The following is a 24,342-nucleotide window of genomic DNA, read 5'->3' on the forward strand; positions in this document are numbered from 1 at the left end:
TCAGGAATACACCATGCAAGCAATCAAATTCTTCAAGCCCCTGGCCGCGCTCGCCCTGTGCACGCTGGCGCTGTCCGCCGCCGCTCCCTCCCTGGCGCAGGAAGCCAGCCTGAAAATCGACGACCCGTGGGTCCGCGCCACCGTGCCCAGCCAGCACGCCACCGGCGTCTTCATGCGCCTGACCTCGGCCACGCCCGCCCGCCTGGTGGCGGTGGAGTCCCAGGCGGCCAAGCATGCCGAAGTCCACGAAATGGCCATGCAGGACAACGTGATGAAGATGCGCCAGGTCAGCGGTATCGACCTGCCCGCCGGACAGGCCGTCGAACTCAAGCCTGGCGGGTATCACATCATGCTGCTCGACCTGCCCGGCCAGATCAAGGAAGGCGACCACGTCGCCCTGACGCTGGTGGTCGAGGACGACAAGCATCAGCAACGCCGCGTGCCGGTGAATGCCATTGCCCGTCCGCTGGGCGCCGCCGCGATCGGCCATGGCGCCGGCGGCCACGGCGCCGCGCCGGCCAAGTAGGCGACCGTCCGCGGCGCTGCCGCTCCGCCCCCCTGAAAGCGGCGCGACAGTTCTGCTGCATTCTTGAAACGCTTCTTGTGTAACCGCGCCGTCCCCCACGCAACGCCACTGCCGCCCGCCGGTCCAACCGGCAATGGGAAATCGCCCGCAGGCAGCCGCGCGGGCGACGGCGCGGCCCGGTTCGCTCCGAGGCCGCATGCTTTGTGACAGCAAGGAGCGTTTCATGAAATCCCTAACAGCCACTCTCTGGCTCTGCGCGGGCCTGGCCGCCGCCGGCGCCGCGCAGGCGCAGCCGGCCCAGTACAAGCGCGATCTCTACGGCGACTGGCGCGTCAGCTACGCGGCGCCCGCGCCCAAGACGTCCGATCAGGTCGCCGCCGAACTGGCCCAGGCCAAGACCAGCGGCCAGTATTCGTTCGGCCAGGAAGACTACCCGCCCGCCATCGCGGCGACAGGCATGCCGGAAAGCCGCGCACAGGTCGAGCAGGAACTGCAGCAGGCCGAGGTCGCCGGCCTGATGGCCTCGGACGAGGAAGACTATCCGCCGCCCATGATGGCGCACAGCGGCACCGCCGGCATGCAGTAAGCGCGGCAGGCCAGCTATCGGGGACAGCCTGGCCGGCCCGCCGACCGGCGGCCCCCTGTGATTCGCCTACAATAAGCCCGCATCCGCCGCCCGCGCCGACCACGCCCGGGCATGGCCTGGCCGCCCCGGCCGGCCCCGCGGACGCGAGCGTTTGGCGCAGCCGGGCGCCCGTACCCGCCGGCAGGAAGCGCCGGCTCATCAGTGTCTGGACATGCCCGGTAGTTCCGCCTTTTCATTCCTGCGTACCCTATGCAGCCTGCGCTGGCTCGCCATCGCGGGCCAGGCCGCCACCATCCTGCTGGCCAGCAGCCTGCTGCGGCTGGACCTGCCGCTGGAACCGTTGTGGACCGGCGTGGGCGTGCTGATCGGCTTCAACCTCTACGCCATCCTGCGCCTGCGGCACAGCCGCGACCTGTCCCACGTGACGGCCTTCGCCCACCTGCTGGTCGACATGGCGGTGCTGGCCTGGATGGTGGGCTGGAGCGGCGGCATCGGCAATCCGTTCGGCATGATGTTCCTGATCCTGACGGCGCTGGCCGCGCTGGCGCTGCCGCGCAACTGGGCCCTGGCCGCCGCCGTGGCCGGCATCAGCGGCTATGTGCTGGCGGCCCTGTTCGGCCGGCCGCTGCAAGGCGGCATCGACGCCCACACCCTGCTGCTGTGGGGCCTGGGCGCCAACTTCCTGATTTCCGTGGTGGTGGTGCTGGTGTTCTCGACCCGCATGGCGGCCGACCTGCGCGCCCGCGAGCGCGAACTGGCCCGGCTGCGCGAGCGCTTCACCCGCAATGAAGGCATCGTGGCCCTGGCCACGCACGCCGCCGCGATGGCCCATGAGCTGAACACGCCGCTGGCCACCATGACCCTGCTGGCCGACGAGATCTCCGCCGAGGTCAAGGATCCCGACCTGCGCGCCGACGTGGCCACGCTGAGCCAGCTGCTGGCGCTGTGCCGGGAACGCATCCGCAATCTGGCGGTCCCAACCGCTGTTGACCTGGTCCGAGTGGTGGGCCAGTGGCGCCTGATCCGGCCCACCATCGACCTGCAGCGCTCGGGCAGCCTGCCGTCCAGCCTGCGGGTGGATCCGGCCATCGCCCACCTGCTGCAGGCGCTGCTGAACAATGCCGCCGACGCCGGCGAAGCCGCCGGCGCGCCGCGCGTGGACCTGCATCTGGAATATGGCTACGGCGCGCTGCGGGGCGAAGTGCGGGACTACGGCCGGGGCTTCGATCCCGACCGGACCCTGCTGCCGGCCACCAGCCTGTTCAACAGCGGCAAGCCGGGCGGCCTGGGCGTGGGCCTGGCGCTGTCGCACGCCACGGTCGAACAGCTGGGCGGCGAAATGACCATGACGGCCGCCGAAGACGGGGGCACCCGCATCCGTTTCTATCTGCCTCTCGGCACATCCGGGACCTGACTATGAATCCTACCGACCTTGGCCTGCTGATCGACGACGACGAGCTGTATGTGCGCACCCTGCAACGCAGCCTGTCGCGCCGGGGCCTGGAAACCCGCACCGCCACCGGCATCGCCGAGGCGCTGCGCGTGGCCGAGGAGATCCGGCCGGCCTTCGCCCTGGTGGACCTGCGCCTGGGCGAGGACTCCGGCCTGACCCTGATCCGTCCCCTTCGCGCGCTGCGCGCCGACATGCGGATCCTGCTGGTCACCGGCTACGCCAGCGTGGCCACGGCGGTCGAGGCGATCAAGCGCGGCGCCGACGACTACCTGCCCAAGCCGGCCACCGCCCCCATGATCCTGCGCACCCTGGGCCTGGTGAAGCCGGAAAGCGTCGAGATCGAGGCCACCATGACCCCGCTGCACCGGCTGGAGTGGGAACATATCCACCAGGCGCTGCACGAGACCGGGGGCAACGTCTCGGCCGCCGCCCGCCTGCTGGGCATGCACCGGCGCTCCCTGCAGCGCAAGCTGGCCAAGAAACCGGGGCCGGAACGCGAAGTGTTGCTGGATTGATTTGTGCAGGTGCGACATATCGTCGCACCCGCCCACCGCCGCGACAGCCGCACCGCTCCCTGGGAAAACCCTGAATCCCGCAATATGGGGCTGGCGCCACGCAGGGCAATGCGACCATTCGTCGCAGGCTTGACTCAGATCAAGTCGATAGGATGGAGGTTGCTGCCTCGCAGCATACCATCTGCTGCGTTGCAGCATTTTCCACCTTCCATCCAAGGCTGTACGTGAAACACCCCCTCCTTGCGACCCTTACGCGCATTCTCGGCGTCGGCGCGGTCATGCTGCTTGGCGGCTGCAACATGGAAATCCTCTCCCCCAAGGGAGACATTGGCGCCCAGGAAAAGACGCTCCTGCTCACGGCCACCGGGCTCATGCTCCTCGTCGTGATTCCCGTCCTTTTCATGATCGTGGGCTTTGCCTGGAAATACCGCGCTTCCAACACCAAAGCCGTTTACCAGCCCAAGTGGGCCCACTCCACCGCCATCGAGGTCGTGGTCTGGACCGTTCCCCTGATCATCATCACCATCCTGGCCGTGCTCACCTGGCGCTCGACCCATGCGCTGGATCCGTACAAGCCCCTGGTGTCGGAACACAAGCCGGTCACCATCGAGGTGGTGTCGCTGGACTGGAAGTGGCTCTTCATCTACCCCGAATACGACATCGCCACCGTCAACGAGATCGCCTTCCCCGTGGACGTGCCGGTGAACTTCCGCATCACCTCGGCCTCGGTGATGAACTCGTTCTTCATTCCCCAGCTCGGCAGCCAGATCTATTCGATGGCGGGCATGGAAACCAAGCTGCACCTGAACGCGCGCGAACCCGGCACCTACGCCGGCATTTCCGCCAACTACAGCGGCGGCGGCTTCTCCGGCATGCGCTTCAAGGCCATCGCCACCTCGCAGGAAGGCTTCGACGAATGGGTCAAGCAAGCCAAGGCCGCGCCCCAGGCGCTGACGCCCGAGGTCTACCAGGAGCTGACCAAGCGCAGCGAGCACAACCCGGTCGTGAAATACGCCTCGGTGCCGCCCGCCATGTTCGATTTCATCCTGGGCAAGACCATGTCCAAGATGGCAGGCGTGGAAGACGCCACGTGCACCCCCACGTCGAATAATCTGATCGCAGGAATCAACTGACAATGTTCGGGAAACTCACCCTAGAGGCCATTCCGTACCATGAACCCATCGTCATGGTTACGCTGGCCGCCGTGTGCCTGGGGGGCCTCGCGCTCTTCGGCGCCATCACCTACTTCGGCAAGTGGAAGTACCTGTGGACGGAATGGCTGACCTCCGTCGACCACAAGCGCATCGGCGTGATGTACATCATCGTCGCCCTGATCATGCTGCTGCGCGGCTTCGCCGACGCCATCATGATGCGCACCCAGCTAGCGGTGGCCTCGGCCGATTCCGCCGGCTTCCTGCCTCCGCACCACTACGACCAGATCTTCACCGCCCACGGCGTCATCATGATCTTCTTCATGGCGATGCCCTTCATCACCGGGCTGATGAACATCGTGGTGCCGCTGCAGATCGGCGCCCGTGACGTGGCCTACCCGTTCCTGAACTCGCTGAGCTTCTGGCTGTTCGGCGCCGGCGTCGTGCTGATGATGGTCTCGCTGTTCGTGGGCGAGTTCGCCGCCACCGGCTGGCTGGCCTATCCGCCGCTGTCCGGGCTGGACTACAGCCCCAGCGTCGGAGTGGACTACTACATCTGGGCCTTGCAGATATCCGGCCTGGGGACCACGCTTTCCGGCATCAACTTCATCGTGACCATCCTGCGCATGCGCGCGCCGGGCATGAGCCTGATGAAGATGCCGATCTTCACCTGGACCTCGCTGGTCACCAACGTCCTGATCGTCGCCGCCTTCCCCGTGCTGGCCGCCACGCTGGCGCTGCTGACGATGGACCGCTACCTGGGCACGCACTTCTTCACGAACGACATGGGCGGCAACGTCATGATGTACGTGAACCTGATCTGGATCTGGGGCCACCCCGAGGTCTACATCCTGGTGCTGCCGGCCTTCGGCGTGTACTCGGAAGTGGTCGCCACCTTCGCCCGCAAGACGCTGTTCGGCTACAAATCCATGGTTTACGCCACGGCCGCCATCGGCGTGCTGTCGTTCCTGGTCTGGCTGCACCACTTCTTCACCATGGGCGCGGGAGCCGACGTCAATGCCTTCTTCGGCATAGCGACAATGATCATCTCGATCCCGACCGGGGCCAAGATCTTCAACTGGCTGTTCACCATCTACCGAGGCCGCCTGCGCATCACCACGCCGGTGCTGTGGACGCTGGGCTTCATGATCGTGTTCGTCATCGGCGGCATGACCGGCGTGATGCTGGCCATCCCCGGCGTGTCGTTCGTGCTGCACAACAGCCTGTTCCTGATCGCTCACTTCCACAACACCATCATCGGCGGCGTGGTTTTCGGCTGCATCGCCGGCATGACCTACTGGTTCCCCAAGGCCTTCGGCTTCACGCTCAACGAGCGCCTGGGCCGCTATTCGTTCTACTGCTGGTTCGTCGGCTTCTTCCTGGCCTTCATGCCCCTGTACATCCTGGGCTTCAAGGGCATGACGCGTCGCCTGAACCACTACGACAACCCCGAATGGCAACCCTACCTGCTGGTCGCCCTGGCCGGCGCCGCGCTGATCATGCTGGGCATCTGGTTCCTGCTGCAGCAAGTGTTCGTGTCGGTCCGCCAGCGCAAGCAGAACCAGGACGTGACCGGCGATCCCTGGGATGGCCGCACGCTGGAATGGGCCATCTCCTCGCCGGCTCCTTTCTACAACTTCGCCCACGTGCCGCAGGTTAACGAGCTGGACCAGTTCTGGGAAGACAAGCAAAGCGGCAAGGCCTACAAGCGCCCGGCCAAGTACGAAGACATCCACATGCCGAAGAACACCGCCGCCGGCGTATTCATCGGCGCCTTTGGCCTGGTCATGTGCTTTGCCCTGATCTGGCACATCTGGTGGCTGTCGATCGTCGGCTTCGTCGGCATGATCGGTTCGTTCATCGTTCGCGCCTATGACCGCGACGTCGACTACTGGGTCCCGGCCGCGGAAGTCGAACGCATCGAGAACGCTCACTTTGACAAAATGCAGAAGGCCGCCTGAGTCATGATCCAAGCTGTTGCCACCCACCCCCACGCGGGTCACGACGATCACGCGCACCATGACGATGGTTCCAAGACCGTATTCGGTTTCTGGGTCTATCTCATGAGCGACTTGCTCATCTTCTCGGTGCTGTTCGCCACCTTCGCCGTGCTGGCCAACGCCACGGCGGGCGGCCCCACCGGCAAGGAGCTGTTCGACCTGAAGTTCGTGCTGGTCGAGACCCTGCTGCTGCTGTTCTCCAGCTTCACCTTCGGCATGGCGAACCTGAACGTGCACGCCAACAACAAGTCCCGCGCGATGGGCTGGTTGATGGTCACGTTCCTGTTCGGCGCGGGCTTCATCGCGATGGAAGTCTATGAATTCCATCACCTGATCACGGAAGGCGCCGGCCCGGGCCGCAGCGCGTACCTGTCGGCGTTCTTCACGCTGATCGGCACGCACGGCCTGCACGTGACCTTCGGCCTGATCTGGATCATCGTCATGATCGACATGATCCGCCGCCACGGCCTGGACTCGATCAACAAGCGTCGCCTGGCGTGCCTGAGCCTGTTCTGGCACTTCCTGGACATCGTCTGGATCTGCGTCTTCACCTTCGTCTATCTCATGGGAGCCATCTGATGTCGCACTCCGCTGCGGCCGCTCACGGCCACGACGACCACGCCGCCGACCACGGCACCCTGAAGTCCTACATCACCGGGTTCGTGCTGTCGCTGCTCCTCACCTTCGGCTCCTTCGGCCTGGTGATGCACGGCGCGCTGTCGCACACCGTCACCATCATCGGCGTGGTGGCGCTGTGCGTGCTCCAGCTGCTGGTGCAGCTGGTGTACTTCCTGCACATGGGCGCCTCCAAGTCCGCCCGCGACAACCTGGCCACGTTCCTGTTCACCGTGATGATCATCGCCATCATCGTCGGCGGTTCGGCCTGGGTGCTGTACAACATGAACGTCAACATGGGCCACGCGATGTAAATCGCGTCCCGTGCCGCGCTTGCGCGGACAGCGTAAAAAAAGCGGATGCCTGACGGCATCCGCTTTTTTCTTGCGCCGCCGCTGCGCAACGGCGGGGTTCGCACGGGCAATCGCCGTCGGACCGGGCAAGCGGGGCGGCGAGCGGGGGTCTATCAGCTTCCGCCGAAATCCCGGGAAAGATAATCCTCGTTTCCACCAAGTTGTGTCAGCGCCCGGGAGGTTCAAGAATCCTGCCCACGAATCCGAGGCAAGCCGAACCGGGGAGAACTTGCACATGCGTATCGAGCGCGTCACGCGGCGTCGTTTCGTCGTGGGGGCCATGGCCGCGACGCTGCCATGGATCAATCCGGGGCTCAGGCAGGGCAGGCTATCGTTCATGCGCGACGCCCATGCCTGGGTACAGGTGGCCGCGCTGGCGCTGAGCGCCATTTCGGCTTTCTCCAGGGGCGGCGACGGCGGGCTCGGCGCCTACCTGGCCAACATCAAGCAATTGTCGGAAGAAAACATCCGCCTGACCCGCGAAGTGCTGCTACGCGTCGCGGAAATCCAGGCCAAGCTGGCGGAGCTGCCCGAACGGATGCGGCGGATTTTCGTGGAGGTCCAGGGCTATCAGCTGGCCCAGCAGACGCAGACCGCGCTGAACCTGCTGCAGGCCGTGGAAGAATCGTACAAGCAGCGAGGCAAGCTGCGCGACGTGGACCGCCGCAGCTGCGAGCAGATCCTGCAGACCTGCGCCAACCTGACCGGCGCGCGCGCGGCCGCCTATGGCGTGGGCGGCACCGCAGCATCCTGCATCGCCGTCATCGGCGCGGTCGACGCCCGCGCGCACTGGTTCCTGGGCCGACAGGCGGACTTCCGCCGCTGGGTCGCCATCGCCTACCTGCCCTGGTTCGACGCCATCCTGGGTGACAGCGAGTTCAGCCTCTACCGCTCTCTGATCGACGAGGGCACGCTGCTGACCAACATGGGCGCGACCGCGCTGAACGGTCTGCCGGCCGCGCAGCGACAGGCCATGACAGCGCAATGGCAAGCCATCATCGCCAACGGGCCGGGCTCGGCCTCGCAGGAATTCGTCCTGGCTTGCGGCACCTATGGCAAACAGACCGGTACCAAGCGTGGCAAGTGCATCGAGTCCGTCTGCGATCCACGCATGGTATCCCGCGACCTGGAGATCAACTCGGCGCTTGGCCGCATCCTGGAAGCCAGCCGCATGGCGGAACCGGAACTGGCGGAATTGCCACCGCCTGCGTCGAACCGACTGGCGCCAAAAGCGACAATGGGCGCCGCGCCCGCCTTGGGCGACGCATCGGTGTTGGCGAGGCACAAGGACTTTTGCTATTGCGGCAGCTACGCCGCCGATCCCATCTACACCCCAGACCGGGCATCTGGCCTGGTCGGGACATTGCGCTCATACCAGGACGAGAACCAGATGCCGCAGCTTGCCCTGGACCGCGGCTGGAAAGCGGCGACGCCCGCCCACTGCGGCATCGCGGTGAACGGCGGCGAAACCACGGAGGCGGGACAGGCGGCGGCGGTGCAGCGCCAGTTCAAATCCGTGGAGGATGCGCTCGGCCGATTCGATGGCAACGAACTGGCAAGCTACAACGCCCAGCGCGCGCTGGTGTTCACGACCTACAAGCTGCTCGACGCCACGCGTGCGAGCCGCAACGCCTTCGCGCGGGCGGTCGCATGAAGGCCCTCGCCCTCACACTCGCGCTGGTCGTGGCGGCCGCCGGCATGCATGCGGACAGCCATGCCCAGGATGGCAAGTCGCCGTCCGATCTGACGGTGCTGATCCCAAGCAAGACCTGGAGCGCGGCGGCCGTGCCCCGCTCGCCCAGCGAAGTGGCCGACGCCTGGTCCGGCGCCATCGACGGCATCGCCTGGTGGGTCAATCTCTACGGCGAGCAGGCGGTGCGCAAGCAGATCGATGTGCTGCTACGCGAATCGGTCGCCGACGCCAGGAAACTCATCGAATGGACTGGCGACGGCGCACTGGTCGAAGTACGGCTGATCGAGCGTTCCCACCCCGACAGCCCCTTCAAGGCCGTGGGCATCCTGGGCGACCGGCTGTGGCTGGCCGGTACCGGCACCCGTCCCGAGGACGCGCTCTACGACTACTGGTCGCGCCCGAGCCTGCGGCCCGGCGTGCCCGACAGCTGGTCGGTGCACCCGCTGGGCGAGACCTATTTCTGGATCAAATTGGAGGGCGACAAACCGGTGATCGCGGCGGTGGAGCGCGGCCTGGCGCGAGATCTGGACGCCAGGCTGCGCGACGATTTCGGCCGCTATGCGGCGGACCATGCCCGGCGCAGCTGGAACGCGCGCACGCGCTGGGAGAACGTGGCCGTAGCCACCAAGAAGCGGCTGGCGGACACATTCGCGCGCAAGGCGGTGGACTCGGCCATGCTGGAAATCCGCGCCTCCCAGGAACGCGTCGCCAAGGCCGACGCCGAGTTGCAGCGCGCCTTGCAGCGCGAACGACGCGCCGCCTCGGCGCTGCAGACTGTCCGGCTGCTACAAGGCGTGCTGACCGTCGTGCAACTGGCGCAGGAAGTCCGGACCATCATCGACGAACCCCTTCCACAACTGAGCAACGCCTCCACGGCAGCGGCCGTGATCAACGTGACCGAAACCGTCTACAAGGACAGCACGGTCCAGAAGGCCACCATGATGGCCACGTTCTCCGGCAGTCTGGCCGATCTGCAGAAATACCTCAACCTGCTTGGCGCGCAGGCGGCCAAGGCTGGCGCACCCGCATCCGTGAACCAATCGCTGCAGATTCCAAAGCCACAGTGAGCACGAGCGCGGCGCGGGCTCGTGGCCGCGTCCGCGCGCCGCTTGTCCGGATCGTTGTCCGGAACCTGGCGCTTGCCGCTATGCTGGCGCCGACGCCTCGCGGCTGGCGACGATGGAATGTCCTCGAGCCGCCGCCCCGGCCCGCTCCCTACCGCCGCACCTGGAACACAAGCAAACATGACTACCATGGGCCACACGCTCACCAGCGCCATCTTCGTCATTCTCGGCCTCTGGCATCTGTACTGGGCAGCCGGCGGCAAGCTGGCGCACGGCGCCGCGATTCCGACGCGCCAGGACGGCTCGCCGCTGTTCCGCCCATCGGCCGCGGGCACCGCCGCTGTGGGAACGGCGCTGCTGGCCTGCGCCGCGCTGGTCGCCTTCAACGCGGGGCTGCTGCCCGCCATCGGCGCCGCGCGCTGGACGCGCTGGGCCGGCGCCGCGCTGGCACTGGGCCTGCTGGTCCGCGCCATCGGCGACTTCGGCTATGTGGGATTCTTCAAGCGCAAGGGCGGCAACCCCTTCGCGCGCCTGGACACGCGCGTCTATTCACCGCTGTGCCTGCTGCTGGCCGCCGGCACGCTGGCCGCGTCCTGGCCACTGGCCTGATGACGCCGCCCGGCCCGGCGACGCAAGATCGATTCGTTATATATTCTGCGACATAACGATTGATTGGCACCTTCAATATCCCGCTCCGCTCCCGCCTTCCTTTTCCGTAGCCGCCCCTCATGGATCACGCCCTGGTCGCCGACGAGTCCTCCCGCCTGTTGGCCTGTACGCTGCTGCGCCACGCGCAGCCCGACGACCCCGACGCCGCGTTCTTCGCCACGGTGCTTGGCAAGTGCCTGGCGCTGGGCGATCCGGGCCGCAGCGGCCTGCCGCCAGCGGAGCTGCGCGCGCTACTCGAGACCCTGTTCCCCGGCGCGCTGGACGACACCAGCGCGGAGCTGGAAGCGCTGCGACCGCAGCTCCAGGCCTATGAGGCGCGCGGCCTGGACGATCCGCAGCCCGGTTTTTCGCTGCTGTTGCGCGTGCTGCTGGAAACCTGGAGCGCGCCCGAGCTGGACACCACCCCGCTGGTCAGCAGCGTGCTCACGCGCGCCTGCCTGCGCCCCGACCATCTGTGGCGCGACCTGGGCCTGTCCGGCCGCGAGGACGTGACTGCCCTGCTGACGCGCCACTATCCCGGACTGGCGGCGCGCAACGTGCGCAACCTGCGTTGGAAGCAATACCTGGCCTATGCCGCCTGCGAACATGCCGGGCTGCCGCCCGCCGCCGCGCCCGGCTGTCCGGGCTGCGAGGACCATGAACATTGCTACGGCGGCGCGGCGGCCTGACTGCGCCGCGCCGCCCGGTCGCGCCTTGGCGCGCGGCGACCGGAGCGGATCCCGCGCGCCGCCGGGAATCGGTTCTAATACCCGCCATGGACACGACGCAAGACATTGAACGCCGCCTGACGGAACTCGAGATCAAGGCCAGCTTCGCCGACGACATGCTGGAGCAGCTCAACCAGATCATCGTCCGCCAGCAACAGCAGATGGAACGGCTGGCGCGCGAGCTGGCCGACCTGCGCCAGCAACAGCAGCCCGAAGGCGCCGCCTTCCGCAGCCTGCGCGACGAACTGCCGCCGCACTACTGACCGCCCGGTTCCGGCGCGCCCGCGCCACGCCTGCGCCGTGCCGGACGATCCCGTCCGGCTCATCCCCGCTCCGATTCCCCCGCCTATCCGCGCATCAGCTGGCATGTCGGTGGCTTGCGCACGCCCCCATGGCCGCCACCGGTGATGTCTATTCAGAAAAAACAAATAAATTATCCCACTGGTGGAAATATGCTTTTTGAATATACGGGTTTATCCGGATCCCGGATCGGCGCATCATTCATTCAACCGGAAACAACAACGAACCACGACGGCAGGCCGCCGGATTCGCTCCCCCCGGCTCTACAAATTGGAGAAGCACCATGAAGACCACCAAGACTTTCGCAACCGCCCTGATGTTCTCGCTGGCCGCGCTGGGCGCCGCCGCCCACGCCTCGCCCAACATCGAACCGAACAACGTACCGTTCCAGGGCGTCTACGGCACGCCGTATGAAGGCCCGAGCCGCGCCCAGGTGCAGGCCGAGCTGGCCGCGGCCAAGGCCGCCGCCAAGGCGGCCGGCCAGGTCTGGAACGTCGAGCCCAACGACACGCCCTTCGCCGGCGTCTACGGCACTCCGTACAACGGCCCCAGCCGCGCCCAGGTCGAAGCCGATCTGGCCAGCGCCAAGATCGCCGGCCAGGTGTCGAACGTCGAACCCAACGACATGCCGTTCTCCGGCGTCTATCACGGCGAATGAGTCACCGGCGGGCGCCGCCCGCCTCGCCCCGCAACGAACAACCCTCCCCCGTGTTGTATTTCGCCGCCCGCGGTTCCGGGGCGGCATTTTTTTGCCCGGCGGCCAGCGCCCCGCCAGCAAAAGAATCACGGGAACATGGCCCCGTTCCCGGCAGGTGTAGGACAATAGCGGTTCTACATTATCCGGGAGCCCATCTTGAGATACACCCGCGTTCTCGCCTCGGCGGCGCTCGCCCTCGGCCTGGCTCAGGCCGCCGTGGCCGCGCCCGCCGTGATGCTCAACCATGCGCTGATCACGCAGATCCCCAAGGCCGACCAGCCCTCGTTCCACCAGGCGATCGCCGACGCGCTGAACAACTCCGCCGACGGCCAGAGCACCAACTGGTCCAGCGTGCCCAAGCGCAAGGTCACGCCGCCGATCACGGTCAAGCTCACCCCGACGCAGACCACCAAGCTCAAGGACGATCGCGCCTGCCGCTTCCTGGAAGGCGATTTCGCGCGGGCCAACACCACTGAGTCCTGGAAGTTCTGGTTCTGCAAGCAGCCCGACGGCAGCTGGAAGGCCAGCAGCAACTAAGGCTGGCCGGGCCCGCCCGCGCCTGGCGCGGAACCGGCCCCGCGAATGACAAAACGCCGCCCGGTCCACAGACCGGGCGGCGTTTTGTTTTCATCGCAAGGCCGCCACGAAACCAGCGCGGCCCGCTACCTTGCGGGACCCGCTGGCCGGATTCGCGCCGGCGGGTTCCCGGCGCGAGACTCAGGCCGACGTTTCCGCGCGATTGGCGTCCAGCACCGTCATGGCCGTCATGTTGATGATGCGACGCACGGTCGAGCTGGAGGTCAGGATGTGCACCGGCGCGTTCGCGCCCAGCAGGAACGGACCCACCGCCACGTTGCCGCCGGCCGCCGTCTTGAGCAGGTTGTAGGCGATGTTGCCCGAGTCCACGTTCGGGCACACCAGCAGGTTGGCCTCGCCCTTGAGCGTGGACGAAGGCAGGATGCGCAGGCGCAGCGCCTCGTCCAGCGCGCAGTCGCCGTGCATCTCGCCGTCGATCTCCAGGTCCGGCTCCATCTGGCGCACCAGCTCCAGCGCGCGGCGCATCTTCGCGCCCGAGGCCGAGCTGCCCGAGCCGAAATTCGAGCGCGACAGCAGCGCGACCTTCGGCGCCAGGTTCATGCGGCGCATGGCTTGCGCCGCCATGCGCGTGAATTCGGCGATCTGCTCGGCCGTGGGTTCGTCGTTGACGTGCGTGTCCACCAGCACCACCGTGCGCTCGTTCAGCAGCAGGATGTTCATGGCGGCGTAGACGTTGTCGCCGGGGCGACGACCGATCACTTCATCAACGAAGCGCAGATGGTCGTGATAGGCGCCCACGGTGCCGCAGACCATGCCGTCGGCGTCGCCCAGGTGCACCATCATCGCGCCGATCAGCGTCAGGCGGCGACGCATTTCCACGCGCGCCATCTCCTTGGTGATGCCACGGCGGCACATCAGCTCCCAGTACGTGGTCCAGTACTGATGGAAGCGTTCGTCATATTCGGGGTTGGTGACTTCCACGTCCTCGCCCAGGCGCAGGCGCAGGCCGAATTTCTCGATGCGCGACAGCAGCACGGCGGGACGGCCCACCAGGATGGGACGCGCCAGGCCTTCGTCGACGATGACCTGCACGGCGCGCAGCACGCGCTCATCTTCGCCCTCGGTGAAGACGATGCGGGATTTTCCGCCGCCGCGCACGATGCGCTTGGCCGCCGAGAACAGCGGCTTCATGAAGGCGCCCGAGTGATACACGAACTGCTGCAGCTGTTCCTCGTACGCTTCCAGGTCCGCCAGCGGACGCGTCGCCACCCCGCCTTCCATCGCCGCCTTGGCCACCGCCGGCGCGATCCGCACGATCAGGCGCGGATCGAACGGCTTCGGAATCAGGTAGTCCGCCCCGAACGAGATGTCATACGTGCCATAGGCCGCCGCCACCACTTCGTTCTGCTCTTCCTCGGCCAGCTCCGCGATCGCGTACACCGCCGCCTTTTCCATCTCGCGCGTGATCGTCGTCGCGCCCACGTCCAGCGCACCCCGGAAAATGTACGGGAAGCACAGCACGTTGTTCACCTGGTTCGGATAGTCCGACCGACCCGTGGCCATCACCACGTCGTCGCGCACCCCGTGCGCCACCTCCGGCAGGATCTCCGGCGTCGGGTTGGCCAGCGCCAGGATCAGCGGCCGGGTACCCATCGCCGCCACCATCTCCGGCTTGAGCACGCCCCCGGCCGACAGCCCCAGGAACACGTCCGCCCCCTCGATCACCTCGGCCAGCTTGCGCGCGTCCGTCTTCTGCGCGAAGCGCGCCTTGTCCGGATCCATCAGCGTCGTGCGGCCCTCGTACACCACCCCTTCGATGTCCGTCACCCAGATGTTCTCCAGCGGCAGGCCCAGGTCCACCATCAGGTCCAGGCACGCCAGCGCCGCCGCCCCCGCGCCCGAGGTCACCACCTTCACCTGGTCGATCTGCTTGCCCACCACCTTCAGGCCATTGATGAACGCCGCCGACACGCAGATCGCCGTGCCATGCTGGTCATCGTGGAACACCGGGATCTTCATCCGCTCGCGCAGCTTGCGCTCCACCGTGAAACACTCCGGCGCCTTGATGTCCTCCAGATTGATCCCGCCGAACGTCGCCTCCAGACCGGCGATGATCTCCACCAGCTTGTCCGGGTCCGTCTCGTTGATCTCGATGTCGTACACATCCAGGCCGGCGAACTTCTTGAACAGCACCGCCTTGCCTTCCATCACCGGCTTGGACGCCAGCGCGCCGATATTGCCCAGGCCCAGCACCGCCGTGCCGTTGGTGATCACGCCCACCAGATTGCCCCGCGCCGTGTAGCGGAACACATTGGCCGGGTCGGCCACGATTTCCTCACAGGCCGCCGCCACACCGGGCGAATAGGCCAGCGCCAGGTCGCGCTGGTTGACCAGCGGCTTGGACGCCACGACCGAGATCTTGCCGGGGACCGGATACTGGTGATAGTCCAGGGCTGCCTGGCGGTCGGATGGGGAATTCATGGGGCGATGCCTCCTTGGGCTTGAAGTATGGAAAAATTCTAGGCCCAATGGCATAAGGTATTCATAAGGTTTTAATATTGTTCAATCATAAAAAACTTATGCCCTGGCTATGACCCCAATATATGACCTCGTTTAATCCCGAGGAAGTCGTCCGGAAACTGGGCTCGCGCCTCAAGATGCGGCACCTGATGCTGCTGCTGCAGATCGAGCAGCACGGGTCGCTGACCCGGGTCGCCGAGCAGATGGCGACCAGCCAGCCGGCCGTGACCAATGCCCTGTCCGAACTCGAAAGCATGTTCGGCGTGCCGCTGTTCGAGCGCTCCGCGCGCGGCATGACGCCCACCCCGCTGGGCGCGGTGGTGCTGGCGCGCGCCCGCGCCCTGGTCCACGATCTGGGCCACATGGTCCAGGAAATGGAAGCGCTGGCCACCGGCCACGCAGCGCACCTGAACATCGGCGCCATTCCCTTCGTCTCGGGCCAGATGCTGTCGGCCGCCATCGGCCGCACCCTGCCGCAAGGCCGCGGCATCACCGCCACCATCCACGAGGGCCAGGGCCCCGCCCTGCTGCGCCAGCTACGCGACCATACGCTGGATATCGTGGTCGGCTGGGCCACGCCATCCGTGGACCTGAGCGGCATGCGCTTCGAGACGCTTTACCACCAGCCGCCCCGGCTCATCGCCAGCCGCCGGCTGGCCGCCCGGCTGGGCCGCTCGCGGCTGGAATGGAACATGCTGGCGGACCTGGACTGGATCCTGGGCACGGCCGACAGCCCGATCCGCGAGCAGGTGGTCTACATCTTCCTGCGGGCCGGCCTGGCCCCGCCCACGCCGCTGGTGCAAAGCGACTCGGCCAAGCTGATCGGCGAAATGATCGTGGCCAACGAACGCGCCGTCTCCATCCTGCCGGCCGATATCGCCGAGGAGCTGGTGCGCATCGCCGGCGTGGCCATCGTGCCCTACTCGCTGGACTGGACCATGCCGCCCATCTCGCTGTTCATGCGCGACGAAGGCCCGAGCCGCAATGTCGAGGCGCTGTTCTCGGCGGCGCTGCGCGAGGTCTATACGCACGGCCTGCGCTGAGGCCCGTTCGGGCGCGCCGCTGGCGCCGACCGGCGCGGCCCGCCCAGGCGCTTGCCGTGCGCCCGCGCGCCGCGCGATACTGCAAGCCCCGCGTTCCCTGCCTTCCGGCGGCCCGTTCCATGCCCGCAAGCCAGTTCCTCATGCAGCGCAGCGCCCTGGCCGGCGTGCAGGCCGTGGCCGCGCGCAGCAACCGGACCTTCGCACGCCACTCGCACGAACAGTTCGGCATCGGCGTGATCCGCCATGGCGCGCAGGCCTCGCACAGCGGACGCGGCCAGGTGCAGGCCCAGGCCGGGCAGGTCATCACCGTCAATCCCGGTGAAATCCATGACGGCGCGCCGCTGGGCGACGCCGGCCGCGCCTGGCAGATGCTCTACCTGGATCCCTCGGTCGCCGCCGAAGCGGCCCGCGAGTTCCTGCCCGCCGGCGAATTCGAATTTCCGCAGCCTGTGTTCGACGACCCCGTCCTGGCCCGGGATGTGCTGGCGCTCTATGCGCAAGCCATCGCCAGTGCCGAAGCGCTGGCCTGCGACGCGCTGCTGCTGCGCGTGCTGGCGCGCGCGGCGGGCGGACGCCGCGCCGCCGCCGCGCCATCCGCGCCCTCGGCCATCCGTCACGCCCGCGCCCGCATCGATGACGATCCGGCAGCCAGCCTGTCGCTGGCCGATCTGGCCGCCGCCTGCGGCCTGAGCCGCTACCAGACGCTGCGTGCCTTTGCCCGCGACACCGGCATGACACCGCATGCTTACCAGGTCCAGCGCCGGCTGTTGCTGGCGCGCGGCTGGATCCGGGCCGGCGCCACGCTCGCCGACGCGGCCGCGGCCGGCGGTTTCTCGGACCAGAGCCACATGACCCGCCTGTTTGTCCGCGCCTACGGGCTGTCGCCGGGCCGCTACGCGGCCGCCGCGCGTCCCGCCTGAGCGCCCGCTCGCAGCCCCCCGCAATTTCGTTCAAGACCCGCCGGCGGCCGTCCGCCTACGCTGCACGCTTTTCCACGCAAAGGCCGGACGTCCATGAGCAGCGCAGCAAGCAAGCCACTTCAATCCTCGGGCGAGCGAATGCAAGGCTACGCCTGCCTGGCCGCCGCGATGGCGCTGGTCGGCAGCACGGTGGTCGCCAGCAAGATCATCGCGGCAGGGCTCCCCCCTTTCACCGCCACCGCGCTGCGCTTTGCGCTGGCGCTGCCCTGCTTCCTCCTGATCATGAAACTGACCGGCGCGTCCCTGCCCCGACTCGGCGCACGCGACTGGGCGTTGCTGACGGCGCAGGCCGCCGCCGGCAGCGTGGGCTACACGGTGCTGCTCATCACCGGCCTGCAGCGCGCGTCGGCGGTGGACGCCGGCATCATCCTGGGCGCATTGCCGCTGGTGTCCGCCGCCCTGGCCGTGACGCTGCTGGGCGAACGGCCCGGCCGCTCCACGCTGGTCGCGATCGCGATCGCCACGGCGGGCGTATGGCTGACGATGGCCAGCCCCGCCGGCCCTGAAGGCGCCTCGTCATTGACGGGCAATGCGCTGGTGCTGGGCGCCGTGTGCTGCGAAGGCCTGTTCATCCTGCTGCACAAGCGGCTGCGCACGCCGGTGCCGCCGCTCGCGCTGTCGACCATCATGACCGCCATCGGCCTGGCCGCCTCGGCGCTGGCGAGCCTGCTGGCCGAGGCGCCCTGGACGCTGGCGCTGCCCGCCGACGCGGTGCTGGCCGTGGCCTATTACGCGCTGGCGCCCACGGTGGGCGGCTTCCTGCTTTGGTACGCGGGCGCCGCCCGCAGCAATGGCGCGGAAGCCGCGCTGTTCACCGCGGTCGCGCCGGTATGCGCCGTACTGCTGGCGGCGGGCCTGCTGGGCGAGGCGCTGCAGACCCGCCAGCTCGCCGGCATGGCCTGCGTGCTGGCGGCCATCGCGCTGCTGGGACTGTCGAACCGCGCCTCCGCTCGCGGCCCGCACTAAGGCGCGGACACCATCAGGCGCTGGCCGCGTCCGTCCCTAGCCCCGGCTGAACGCCAGCGCGAAATCCTCGGAGAATATCTCGGCCAGCGCGCGCCGCAACGCGACGGCGCGCTCGGCGCCGTAGGCGGCCTCGAAGCGGGCCTGCGCGTCGGTCCACAGGCGGCGCGACTGCGTCAGCTTCTCGCAACCGGCATCGGTGAGCGCGACGCGGCGACTGCGCCCGTCGCGCAGGTCGCGCGTGGTGCGGACATAACCATCGCGCACCAGGGGCTTGAGGTTGTGCGCCAGCGCCGAACGATCCAACACCAGCAGGCGGGCCAGGTCGGTCATGGACGGCGCGCCGGCGCGCGCGATGTGAGACAGGATGGAATGCTGCGACACCTTCAGCCCGCACGGCGCGAGCACGGCATCGTAGAGCTGCGAGACACGGCGGGTGGCCTTGCGCAAGGCCGCGCCATGGCAAATCAGGGAATCCTCGCGCTCGATCGGAAAAACGGCAATGACGTCGGACATGGCGGTTCGGACGGCAAGAGGTGGCGGGAAGCGGCGGGACAGCCGGACGCCGCGGGGCAAGCCCACGGCGCGGCCGGAACCTCATACGCTACAACCGGCGCTTCGGACAGTCCAGCCCCGCCCCCTATTCCACCGACGCCGGCGCCGCCTCGCTGCGGGTAGCGCCCGGCGCGCCGCGCAGGGCATGAGCCACCAATTCCTCGGCATAGGCGGGCAGGTCGCCGCGCACGCACAGCACGAGATCGCGCGCGGCCCAGTCATCGCCCAGATCCAGACGCCGGAAGCCGGCCGAACGCCCGTGGCGGACGGCGGCGGCGCGCGGCACGACCGCCACGCCCACGCCCTGGCCCACCATCCGGCAGACCGCGTCGAAACCGCGCAGCCGCACGCGGTAGGACAGGCTCTTGCCATCGCGGCGCGCGTGCTGCGCGATGTGCTCCTGCAAGGCGCTGCCTTCGACCAGCCCGACGAAATCCTCGTCCGCCGCGTCGGCCAGCGCGACGACGCCGCGCGCGGCCAGCGCATGCCCCGAGGGCACGATCAGGCATAGCGGATCGTGGCGGAACACCGCCACCCGCAGGCCGCCCAGATCGGCCGAGTCCGCCAGCACGCCGATGTCACAGGTGCCGGCGCGCAAGGCGTCGGCGATCTCGTGGCTGGGCCGCTCTTCCAGGTCCACCGACACGCGCGGATGACGCTGCAGGAATTCGCCCAGCACCGGCGGCAGATGCTCGCTCAGCGCCGTGGTGTTGCATTGCACGCGCACCAGTCCCTTCAAGCCCTGGCCGTACTGGTCCAGGTCGCCGCGCATGCGGTCCATCTGCGCCAGCACCAGCCGCGCGTGATGCGCCAGCGTGCGCCCGGCCGGCGTCGGCTCCGCGCCGCGCGGGCCGCGCAACAGCAAGGGCACGCCCAGCGTGTCTTCCATGCCGCGCACGCGCTCGCTGGCCGAGGCCAGCGTCATGTTGGAACGCCGGGCGCCGGCGGTGATGGAGCCCGTTTCCTGCACATGCAGGAACAGCCGCAGGTCGGTGAGATCGAAGCGCATGCAAGGATCGTAGCACCGCAGGCTATGGAATTTCCGAACCCGGCATACGCAAGTTCCCGATAGGGCCGCGCCGGATACGCGCCGAAAATGAACGACATGCCCGCACCCACAACCTTTATTTCGGTGTTCTCCATGCCAATCCGAACCACGTCCACCCGCTATTCCGATCTTGCCGCGCCTGCCTTGCCATCAGTCTTTTCCATAGCCTCGGCAGTCGACACCGACCACCGGGAGGCCCGGCCATGAGTCCCGCCGACCTGATGATGTCCGGCGCCACGCCACTGCTGGCGGCCGCGGCGGCCGCCGTGTTCCTCCTGGCCGGCGTAGTCAAGGGCGTGGTCGGGCTGGGGCTGCCCACCATTTCCATGGCCCTGCTGGCGCTGATCATGGCGCCCGCGCAAGCCGCCGCGCTGCTGGTGGTGCCATCGCTGGTCACCAACCTGTGGCAGGCTCGGCCCGCCGCGACCTTCGGCCCGATCTGGCGCCGCATCGCCGGCATGCAGGCGGGCGCTTGCGCCGGCACGCTGGCGGGCGCCTGGTGGCTGGGCGCGCCATCCGGCGTCTGGGCAGGCGTATGCATGGGCGTCGCGCTGGTCCTGTACGCGGCCTGGGGCCTGTTCGGTTCGCCACCCTCCATTCCCACGCGGCGCGACGGCGCGCTGGGCCTGGCGGTGGGCGCCGCGACGGGACTGGTCACCGCCGCCACCGGCGTGTTCGTGATCCCGGCCGTGCCCTATCTGCAGGCGCTGAACCTGGGCAAGGACGGGCTGATCCAGGCCATGGGAATCTCCTTCTCGGTGTCCACGCTGGCGCTGGCGGCGGGCCTGTGGCTGAACGGCAGCTACGGCGCGGATGCGGCGGGCGCTTCGCTGCTGATGCTGCTGCCCGCGCTACTGGGCATGGGACTGGGACAATGGCTGCGCGGCCGGCTGTCCCCGCGCGTCTTCAAGCTGTGCTTCATGGCGAGCCTGGCGCTGCTGGGCATCTACCAGGTTTTCCAGGGTCTAGCTGGCGCGAGCCATTCCTAGGGGCGAGCAAGGCCGCTTGCCAAGCGGTCGGGGGTGCTTGCGTCCTGACGCCCCGCGTCGCCTTCCCCGCGCCTCACGCGGCCAGGCGGCGCTCGTCGAGCGGACCGATGGCGATCGACATCTCGCGCCAGCGCGCCAGCTCTTGCTGCACCGATTGGATCTTGATGCGCGCCTGATCGAAGGCGTCCCGGCCCAGGAACAGATGCCGTGGCGCGTACTGGGCCTGCGAGGCCTGGATAAGGGTACGCGCGACCTGGGCCGGCACGCGCGCCGCGCCCGGGTAGACCAGCGTAACGCGCACGCCATGCGGCGCGGCTTCGACGGCCAGGGCCTCGGTCAGGCCGCCCAGCGCGAACTTGGCCGCGCAGTACGCGCCCCAGCCCTCGGCCGCGCCATCGAAGCCCAGGATCGACGACACATTGAACACATGCCCGCCACGCTGCGCGCGCAGGCGCGGCATGGCGGCGCGTATCACGTTCATGGCGCCGAAGACGCCGATATCGAAACCCTCGCGCAGCGCCGCGTCGGACAGCTGATCCAGCGGCCCCCGCGCGGCGCAGGCGGCGTTGTTCACCACCACGTCCAGACCGCCGAAGGCGGCATGCGCCGCGTCGACCGCGCGCCGCACGCTGCGTTCATCGCCCAGGTCCACGGCCAGCGGCAGCAGGCGGCCATCGAGCGCCGCGCCGGTCGCTTCCAGCAGGGCGTCCACGTCGCGCGAGGTCGCCGCCACGCGATGGCCCTGCTCCAGCAGGGCCTTGACCAGCGCCAGTCCCAATCCCGCGGAGGCCCCGGTCACAAACCAGATTTTTCCGGATTCCATGCTCATCCCTTCCCTAGAACCCGGCGCGGGCCGGATGGCGCCGCGCCATGGAAAGGAATGTTAGAAAACGAGGCGCGCGGCGTACAGCCGCGTTCTTGCGGGAAACCTGCCTAATCCTGCAATCCCGCCAAACAGCTTCAGCCCAGCGCGCTGCGATAGTGCCCGGCGTCGAAGGCCGGCGCATCGGCCGCCAGCGCCGGCGCGGCCTCGTCCTGCGCGGGTTCCCCTGCAACAACCCCGAACAGCGACAGTTCGGCCCTGACCAATGCTTGAACAAAATCCGTCATGATGTTTTCTCCATGCTGAGATGATGCGCTCGCCGCCCGCCAGGCCGGCGGCGCGGAAACAGCAGGGGTTCATCTTGGCCGCAGGCCATCAGGGCGTCCATTTGGTTTGTTCAATCGCGGCGATTGACGCCGGATTTGGAACCGTTGCGGACGGCCGCGCCGGACGGAGCACCGACGCGCCGGCAACCGCCGCTGTCGCCCGCCGACAGCAAGTCTTTGGTCATGATTCGTGGACAACAACGCAGAATTATTCACCAATCAAGATCTTCAACGCTCCTATGATCGAAGCGTGACGACTCTCAGGAATGCTCCACCATGTCCGCCTATCACCACGTAAAGACCTCGCAGCTGGACATCGCCTATCTGGAATGGAATCCGGCCGGCGCGCGCACCGCCGTGCTGCTGCATGGCTGGCCCGACAGCCCCGAATGCTGGAACAGCGTGGCAGACAAGCTGGCCGCCTCGGGCTACCGTGTGCTCTGCCCGGCGCTGCGCGGCTTCGGCCCGACCCGCTTCCTGCGCGCCGACACGCCCCGCAGCGGCGAACTGGCCGCATTGGGCCGCGACCTGCTGGACTTCCGCTCGGAGCTGGGCCTGGAGCGCCCCGTGCTGGTCGGCCACGACTGGGGCGCGCGCGCCGCGGGCAACGCCTGCGGCCTGGACGCCGACGCGGCCTCGCACCTGGTGCTGCTATCGGTCGGCTACGGCACCAACAGCCCGGACCAACCCGTGCCGCTGTCCCAGGCACGCAATTACTGGTATCACTGGTTCATGGCCACGCCCAGGGGCGCGGCCACCGTCCGTGACAGCCGGCGGGAATTCACCCGCTACATGTGGGACACCTGGTCGCCCGCCGGCTGGTACGAAGAAGCCGATTTCGACGAAGCCGCCCGCGCCTTCGACAATCCGGACTGGGCCGAGGTGGTGCTGCACTCCTATCGCCAGCGCTGGGGCCACGCCCAGGGCGACCCGGCCTATGCCGAAGATGCCGCGCGCCTGACGCCCGCGCCGGAGCTGGCCGTGCCGACCCTGGTGCTGCACGGCGGGGCCGACGCCTGCAACTCGCCCGCCACGTCCGAGGGCAAGGACGCTTATTTCAGCGGCCGCTATCAACGCCGCGTGCTGGACGGCATTGGCCATTTCCCGCAACGCGAGGCGCCGCAGGCGGTGGCCCAGGCCATCCTGAGATTCTGCGAACCGGCCTGAAACCGGGCGCGGGATCCGTCCGTACACGGCTCGTCAGCCGGCCCGCGCCCCTGCACGCCCCCGGAATGACGGATAATTCGGTCTGTGCGCCGCCGCCCCGCCGGGCGGCGGTTTTTCGCGGGCCTGTCGCCCGCGCCCGTAATCCGGAGTCAGCTATGTATCGCGGCATCGAGGCGATCGAACATTTCATGGAATCCATCGGCCTCGTCTGGCGGCCCGGCGCCACCGCAAGCGCGGAGCTGCGCGCCAGCTACCGCATCGGCAATACTCGCCCGCTGGGCATTGATTGCACGCTGGTGGAATTCCACTGCGACGCCAAGCGTCCGAAGATCTGGGTGCCCGAGTTCTCGCGCACCAGCTTCCACCAATGGTTCGAAGTGCCCTACCAGGATTTCGAGTTCACGCCCGGCGGCTCGATGCTGAAGATCAAGGCCGCCGCGCGCGGCAACGCGCCCCCGTACAGCGTGGGCCTCAAGCCGCTGGCCTGACGCCCGCGCGAGGGCGGCTACAGCTGCTTGTACATGATGGTGGTGCCGTCCAGCCGGTGCGCGTCATGCGAATCGCGGCTGAAGCCCGGGATGACGCCCACCGTCACATACCCCAGCGAGGCATACAAAGGCTCGGCGCGATCGCCGGTGCGCGTGTCCAGCGTGATCAGGCTGCGCCCGGCAGCCACGGCCAGCGCCTCGACCTTTGCCATCAAGGCCCGCGCGATGCCCTGGCGCCGGAAATCCGGATGCACCAGCAGCTTGCGCACCTCGGCGCGGTGCGGTTGATTGGGCGGGGTGTCGCAATCGAGCTGCACCGCGCCGGCCAGCCTGCCGTCCTGCCAGGCGGCCACCAACAGCAGGCCGCCCCCGGCCACGCCGGGCAGCACCTTGTCGCGCCAGAACGCCAGCGCGTCGTCCGGGCTGTACGGCAGGACGAAGCTGACGCTGGCGCCCGCGTGCACGCTGGCGTGCAGCAGCTCCGCCAGTTCCGGCAGCAGGGTTTCGGTTTCGGCGGCCGAGAGCGTGGCCATGCGCAGGGAGGCAAGATGGTCGGGCATGTAGCACCTGTAGA

At 68.0% G+C, this 24,342-nt stretch carries 27 protein-coding genes; 21 read left to right on the forward strand and 6 right to left on the reverse strand.

The window, feature by feature from the left end:
* Positions 1 to 13 precede the first annotated feature (13 nt).
* From C2U31_RS29155 to C2U31_RS29225, 15 genes are all read left to right on the forward strand, one after another.
* On the forward strand, positions 14 to 526 hold the full coding sequence (locus C2U31_RS29155) for a copper chaperone PCu(A)C (protein ID WP_103275978.1): 513 nt from the start codon (positions 14 to 16) through the stop codon (positions 524 to 526).
* Positions 527 to 749: 223 nt separating this feature from the next.
* Positions 750 to 1,112 (forward strand): DUF4148 domain-containing protein, encoded by a 363-nt coding sequence (locus tag C2U31_RS29160; RefSeq protein WP_103275979.1) that lies wholly within the window; start codon positions 750 to 752, stop codon positions 1,110 to 1,112.
* 211 nt (positions 1,113 to 1,323) lie between these two features.
* Positions 1,324 to 2,526 (forward strand): ATP-binding protein, encoded by a 1,203-nt coding sequence (locus C2U31_RS29165; protein WP_103275980.1) that lies wholly within the window; start codon positions 1,324 to 1,326, stop codon positions 2,524 to 2,526.
* Positions 2,527 to 2,528: 2 nt separating this feature from the next.
* On the forward strand, positions 2,529 to 3,080 hold the full coding sequence (locus C2U31_RS29170) for a response regulator transcription factor (protein ID WP_103275981.1): 552 nt from the start codon (positions 2,529 to 2,531) through the stop codon (positions 3,078 to 3,080).
* Positions 3,081 to 3,304: 224 nt separating this feature from the next.
* Positions 3,305 to 4,213: a ubiquinol oxidase subunit II gene (cyoA, locus tag C2U31_RS29175; RefSeq protein WP_103275982.1), complete on the forward strand. Its 909-nt coding sequence runs from the start codon at positions 3,305 to 3,307 to the stop codon at positions 4,211 to 4,213.
* A gap of 2 nt (positions 4,214 to 4,215) precedes the next feature.
* The gene (gene cyoB / locus C2U31_RS29180; RefSeq protein WP_103275983.1) at positions 4,216 to 6,192 is read left to right on the forward strand and encodes a cytochrome o ubiquinol oxidase subunit I; all 1,977 of its coding nucleotides are present in this window, start codon (positions 4,216 to 4,218) and stop codon (positions 6,190 to 6,192) included.
* 3 nt (positions 6,193 to 6,195) lie between these two features.
* Positions 6,196 to 6,810 carry a cytochrome o ubiquinol oxidase subunit III gene (cyoC, locus tag C2U31_RS29185; RefSeq protein ID WP_103275984.1) on the forward strand — a complete coding sequence of 205 codons (615 nt, stop codon included), beginning with the start codon at positions 6,196 to 6,198 and terminating at the stop codon, positions 6,808 to 6,810.
* A complete protein-coding gene (gene cyoD, locus C2U31_RS29190; protein ID WP_103275985.1) occupies positions 6,810 to 7,160 on the forward strand; it encodes a cytochrome o ubiquinol oxidase subunit IV in 351 nt (116 codons plus the stop codon). The genes cyoC and cyoD overlap by 1 nt, the downstream gene beginning before the upstream one ends.
* 274 nt (positions 7,161 to 7,434) lie before the next feature.
* On the forward strand, positions 7,435 to 8,853 hold the full coding sequence (locus C2U31_RS29195) for a hypothetical protein (RefSeq protein WP_103275986.1): 1,419 nt from the start codon (positions 7,435 to 7,437) through the stop codon (positions 8,851 to 8,853).
* A complete protein-coding gene (locus C2U31_RS29200; protein ID WP_103275987.1) occupies positions 8,850 to 9,959 on the forward strand; it encodes a hypothetical protein in 1,110 nt (369 codons plus the stop codon). The genes C2U31_RS29195 and C2U31_RS29200 overlap by 4 nt, the downstream gene beginning before the upstream one ends.
* A 177-nt stretch (positions 9,960 to 10,136) precedes the next feature.
* Positions 10,137 to 10,565 carry a DUF3995 domain-containing protein gene (locus tag C2U31_RS29205; RefSeq protein ID WP_233772548.1) on the forward strand — a complete coding sequence of 143 codons (429 nt, stop codon included), beginning with the start codon at positions 10,137 to 10,139 and terminating at the stop codon, positions 10,563 to 10,565.
* A gap of 119 nt (positions 10,566 to 10,684) precedes the next feature.
* A complete protein-coding gene (locus C2U31_RS29210; protein WP_103275989.1) occupies positions 10,685 to 11,293 on the forward strand; it encodes a nitrogen fixation protein NifQ in 609 nt (202 codons plus the stop codon).
* An 86-nt stretch (positions 11,294 to 11,379) separates the two neighbouring features.
* A complete protein-coding gene (locus C2U31_RS29215; RefSeq protein ID WP_103275990.1) occupies positions 11,380 to 11,595 on the forward strand; it encodes a SlyX family protein in 216 nt (71 codons plus the stop codon).
* Between the two features lie 320 nt (positions 11,596 to 11,915).
* Positions 11,916 to 12,290 (forward strand): DUF4148 domain-containing protein, encoded by a 375-nt coding sequence (locus C2U31_RS29220; protein ID WP_103275991.1) that lies wholly within the window; start codon positions 11,916 to 11,918, stop codon positions 12,288 to 12,290.
* Between the two features lie 195 nt (positions 12,291 to 12,485).
* Positions 12,486 to 12,866 carry a hypothetical protein gene (locus C2U31_RS29225; protein ID WP_103275992.1) on the forward strand — a complete coding sequence of 127 codons (381 nt, stop codon included), beginning with the start codon at positions 12,486 to 12,488 and terminating at the stop codon, positions 12,864 to 12,866.
* A 180-nt stretch (positions 12,867 to 13,046) separates the two neighbouring features.
* Here C2U31_RS29225 and C2U31_RS29230 read toward each other — a convergent pair whose 3' ends face one another.
* Positions 13,047 to 15,347 carry an NADP-dependent malic enzyme gene (locus C2U31_RS29230; RefSeq protein ID WP_103275993.1) on the reverse strand — a complete coding sequence of 767 codons (2,301 nt, stop codon included), beginning with the start codon at positions 15,345 to 15,347 and terminating at the stop codon, positions 13,047 to 13,049.
* 122 nt (positions 15,348 to 15,469) lie between these two features.
* On the opposite strand from C2U31_RS29230, the gene C2U31_RS29235 reads away from it, so the two are divergent.
* The 3 genes from C2U31_RS29235 to C2U31_RS29245 all read left to right on the forward strand — a co-directional run bounded on the left by C2U31_RS29235 (position 15,470) and on the right by C2U31_RS29245 (position 18,375).
* The gene (locus tag C2U31_RS29235) at positions 15,470 to 16,429 is read left to right on the forward strand and encodes a LysR substrate-binding domain-containing protein (protein ID WP_103275994.1); all 960 of its coding nucleotides are present in this window, start codon (positions 15,470 to 15,472) and stop codon (positions 16,427 to 16,429) included.
* 119 nt (positions 16,430 to 16,548) lie between these two features.
* Positions 16,549 to 17,349 (forward strand): AraC family transcriptional regulator, encoded by an 801-nt coding sequence (locus C2U31_RS29240; RefSeq protein WP_103275995.1) that lies wholly within the window; start codon positions 16,549 to 16,551, stop codon positions 17,347 to 17,349.
* Between the two features lie 93 nt (positions 17,350 to 17,442).
* Positions 17,443 to 18,375, forward strand: a complete 933-nt coding sequence (locus C2U31_RS29245) for a DMT family transporter (RefSeq protein ID WP_233772549.1) — start codon at positions 17,443 to 17,445, stop codon at positions 18,373 to 18,375.
* 36 nt (positions 18,376 to 18,411) lie between these two features.
* Here the strand turns inward: C2U31_RS29245 and C2U31_RS29250 are convergent, their stop codons facing one another.
* Positions 18,412 to 18,888 (reverse strand): MarR family winged helix-turn-helix transcriptional regulator, encoded by a 477-nt coding sequence (locus tag C2U31_RS29250; RefSeq protein ID WP_103275997.1) that lies wholly within the window; start codon positions 18,886 to 18,888, stop codon positions 18,412 to 18,414.
* 124 nt (positions 18,889 to 19,012) lie between these two features.
* Positions 19,013 to 19,936, reverse strand: a complete 924-nt coding sequence (locus C2U31_RS29255; protein ID WP_103275998.1) for a LysR family transcriptional regulator — start codon at positions 19,934 to 19,936, stop codon at positions 19,013 to 19,015.
* A 242-nt stretch (positions 19,937 to 20,178) separates the two neighbouring features.
* Here C2U31_RS29255 and C2U31_RS29260 point away from each other — a divergent pair, with 242 nt between their 5' ends.
* Complete coding sequence (locus C2U31_RS29260; RefSeq protein ID WP_103275999.1) at positions 20,179 to 20,964, forward strand: sulfite exporter TauE/SafE family protein; 786 nt, start codon at positions 20,179 to 20,181, stop codon at positions 20,962 to 20,964.
* A 73-nt stretch (positions 20,965 to 21,037) separates the two neighbouring features.
* Here the strand turns inward: C2U31_RS29260 and C2U31_RS29265 are convergent, their stop codons facing one another.
* Both C2U31_RS29265 and C2U31_RS30885 read right to left on the reverse strand, forming a co-directional pair.
* A complete protein-coding gene (locus C2U31_RS29265) occupies positions 21,038 to 21,787 on the reverse strand; it encodes an SDR family NAD(P)-dependent oxidoreductase (protein WP_103276000.1) in 750 nt (249 codons plus the stop codon).
* Between the two features lie 137 nt (positions 21,788 to 21,924).
* Positions 21,925 to 22,074, reverse strand: coding sequence for a hypothetical protein (locus C2U31_RS30885; RefSeq protein WP_199770917.1), 150 nt, complete (start codon positions 22,072 to 22,074; stop codon positions 21,925 to 21,927).
* A gap of 315 nt (positions 22,075 to 22,389) precedes the next feature.
* Between C2U31_RS30885 and C2U31_RS29270 the strand changes: the two genes are divergently transcribed.
* Both C2U31_RS29270 and C2U31_RS29275 read left to right on the forward strand, forming a co-directional pair.
* Complete coding sequence (locus C2U31_RS29270) at positions 22,390 to 23,280, forward strand: alpha/beta fold hydrolase (protein WP_103276001.1); 891 nt, start codon at positions 22,390 to 22,392, stop codon at positions 23,278 to 23,280.
* A 155-nt stretch (positions 23,281 to 23,435) separates the two neighbouring features.
* Positions 23,436 to 23,768 carry a hypothetical protein gene (locus tag C2U31_RS29275; protein ID WP_103276002.1) on the forward strand — a complete coding sequence of 111 codons (333 nt, stop codon included), beginning with the start codon at positions 23,436 to 23,438 and terminating at the stop codon, positions 23,766 to 23,768.
* 17 nt (positions 23,769 to 23,785) lie between these two features.
* On the opposite strand, the gene C2U31_RS29280 is transcribed toward C2U31_RS29275, so the two are convergent.
* Complete coding sequence (locus C2U31_RS29280) at positions 23,786 to 24,328, reverse strand: GNAT family N-acetyltransferase (RefSeq protein WP_369869715.1); 543 nt, start codon at positions 24,326 to 24,328, stop codon at positions 23,786 to 23,788.
* Positions 24,329 to 24,342 lie beyond the last annotated feature (14 nt).

This window comes from Achromobacter sp. AONIH1, from assembly GCF_002902905.1.
GTDB lineage: Bacteria > Pseudomonadota > Gammaproteobacteria > Burkholderiales > Burkholderiaceae_B > Achromobacter.

Excerpts from the sequence above, each read along its gene's own strand:
- C2U31_RS29155 (WP_103275978.1), top strand. The coding sequence starts at position 14 with ATGCAAGCAATCAAATTCTTCAAGCCCCTGGCCGCGCTCGCCCTGTGC.
- C2U31_RS29160 (WP_103275979.1), top strand. The coding sequence starts at position 750 with ATGAAATCCCTAACAGCCACTCTCTGGCTCTGCGCGGGCCTGGCCGCC.
- C2U31_RS29165 (WP_103275980.1), top strand. The coding sequence starts at position 1,324 with ATGCCCGGTAGTTCCGCCTTTTCATTCCTGCGTACCCTATGCAGCCTG.
- C2U31_RS29170 (WP_103275981.1), top strand. The coding sequence starts at position 2,529 with ATGAATCCTACCGACCTTGGCCTGCTGATCGACGACGACGAGCTGTAT.
- cyoB (WP_103275983.1), top strand. The coding sequence starts at position 4,216 with ATGTTCGGGAAACTCACCCTAGAGGCCATTCCGTACCATGAACCCATC.
- cyoC (WP_103275984.1), top strand. The coding sequence starts at position 6,196 with ATGATCCAAGCTGTTGCCACCCACCCCCACGCGGGTCACGACGATCAC.
- cyoD (WP_103275985.1), top strand. The coding sequence starts at position 6,810 with ATGTCGCACTCCGCTGCGGCCGCTCACGGCCACGACGACCACGCCGCC.
- C2U31_RS29195 (WP_103275986.1), top strand. The coding sequence starts at position 7,435 with ATGCGTATCGAGCGCGTCACGCGGCGTCGTTTCGTCGTGGGGGCCATG.
- C2U31_RS29200 (WP_103275987.1), top strand. The coding sequence starts at position 8,850 with ATGAAGGCCCTCGCCCTCACACTCGCGCTGGTCGTGGCGGCCGCCGGC.
- C2U31_RS29205 (WP_233772548.1), top strand. The coding sequence starts at position 10,137 with ATGACTACCATGGGCCACACGCTCACCAGCGCCATCTTCGTCATTCTC.
- C2U31_RS29210 (WP_103275989.1), top strand. The coding sequence starts at position 10,685 with ATGGATCACGCCCTGGTCGCCGACGAGTCCTCCCGCCTGTTGGCCTGT.
- C2U31_RS29215 (WP_103275990.1), top strand. The coding sequence starts at position 11,380 with ATGGACACGACGCAAGACATTGAACGCCGCCTGACGGAACTCGAGATC.
- C2U31_RS29220 (WP_103275991.1), top strand. The coding sequence starts at position 11,916 with ATGAAGACCACCAAGACTTTCGCAACCGCCCTGATGTTCTCGCTGGCC.
- C2U31_RS29230 (WP_103275993.1), bottom strand. The coding sequence starts at position 15,347 with ATGAATTCCCCATCCGACCGCCAGGCAGCCCTGGACTATCACCAGTAT.
- C2U31_RS29235 (WP_103275994.1), top strand. The coding sequence starts at position 15,470 with ATGACCTCGTTTAATCCCGAGGAAGTCGTCCGGAAACTGGGCTCGCGC.
- C2U31_RS29240 (WP_103275995.1), top strand. The coding sequence starts at position 16,549 with ATGCCCGCAAGCCAGTTCCTCATGCAGCGCAGCGCCCTGGCCGGCGTG.
- C2U31_RS29245 (WP_233772549.1), top strand. The coding sequence starts at position 17,443 with ATGAGCAGCGCAGCAAGCAAGCCACTTCAATCCTCGGGCGAGCGAATG.
- C2U31_RS29250 (WP_103275997.1), bottom strand. The coding sequence starts at position 18,888 with ATGTCCGACGTCATTGCCGTTTTTCCGATCGAGCGCGAGGATTCCCTG.
- C2U31_RS29255 (WP_103275998.1), bottom strand. The coding sequence starts at position 19,936 with ATGCGCTTCGATCTCACCGACCTGCGGCTGTTCCTGCATGTGCAGGAA.
- C2U31_RS29260 (WP_103275999.1), top strand. The coding sequence starts at position 20,179 with ATGAGTCCCGCCGACCTGATGATGTCCGGCGCCACGCCACTGCTGGCG.
- C2U31_RS29265 (WP_103276000.1), bottom strand. The coding sequence starts at position 21,787 with ATGGAATCCGGAAAAATCTGGTTTGTGACCGGGGCCTCCGCGGGATTG.
- C2U31_RS30885 (WP_199770917.1), bottom strand. The coding sequence starts at position 22,074 with ATGACGGATTTTGTTCAAGCATTGGTCAGGGCCGAACTGTCGCTGTTC.
- C2U31_RS29270 (WP_103276001.1), top strand. The coding sequence starts at position 22,390 with ATGTCCGCCTATCACCACGTAAAGACCTCGCAGCTGGACATCGCCTAT.
- C2U31_RS29275 (WP_103276002.1), top strand. The coding sequence starts at position 23,436 with ATGTATCGCGGCATCGAGGCGATCGAACATTTCATGGAATCCATCGGC.
- C2U31_RS29280 (WP_369869715.1), bottom strand. The coding sequence starts at position 24,328 with ATGCCCGACCATCTTGCCTCCCTGCGCATGGCCACGCTCTCGGCCGCC.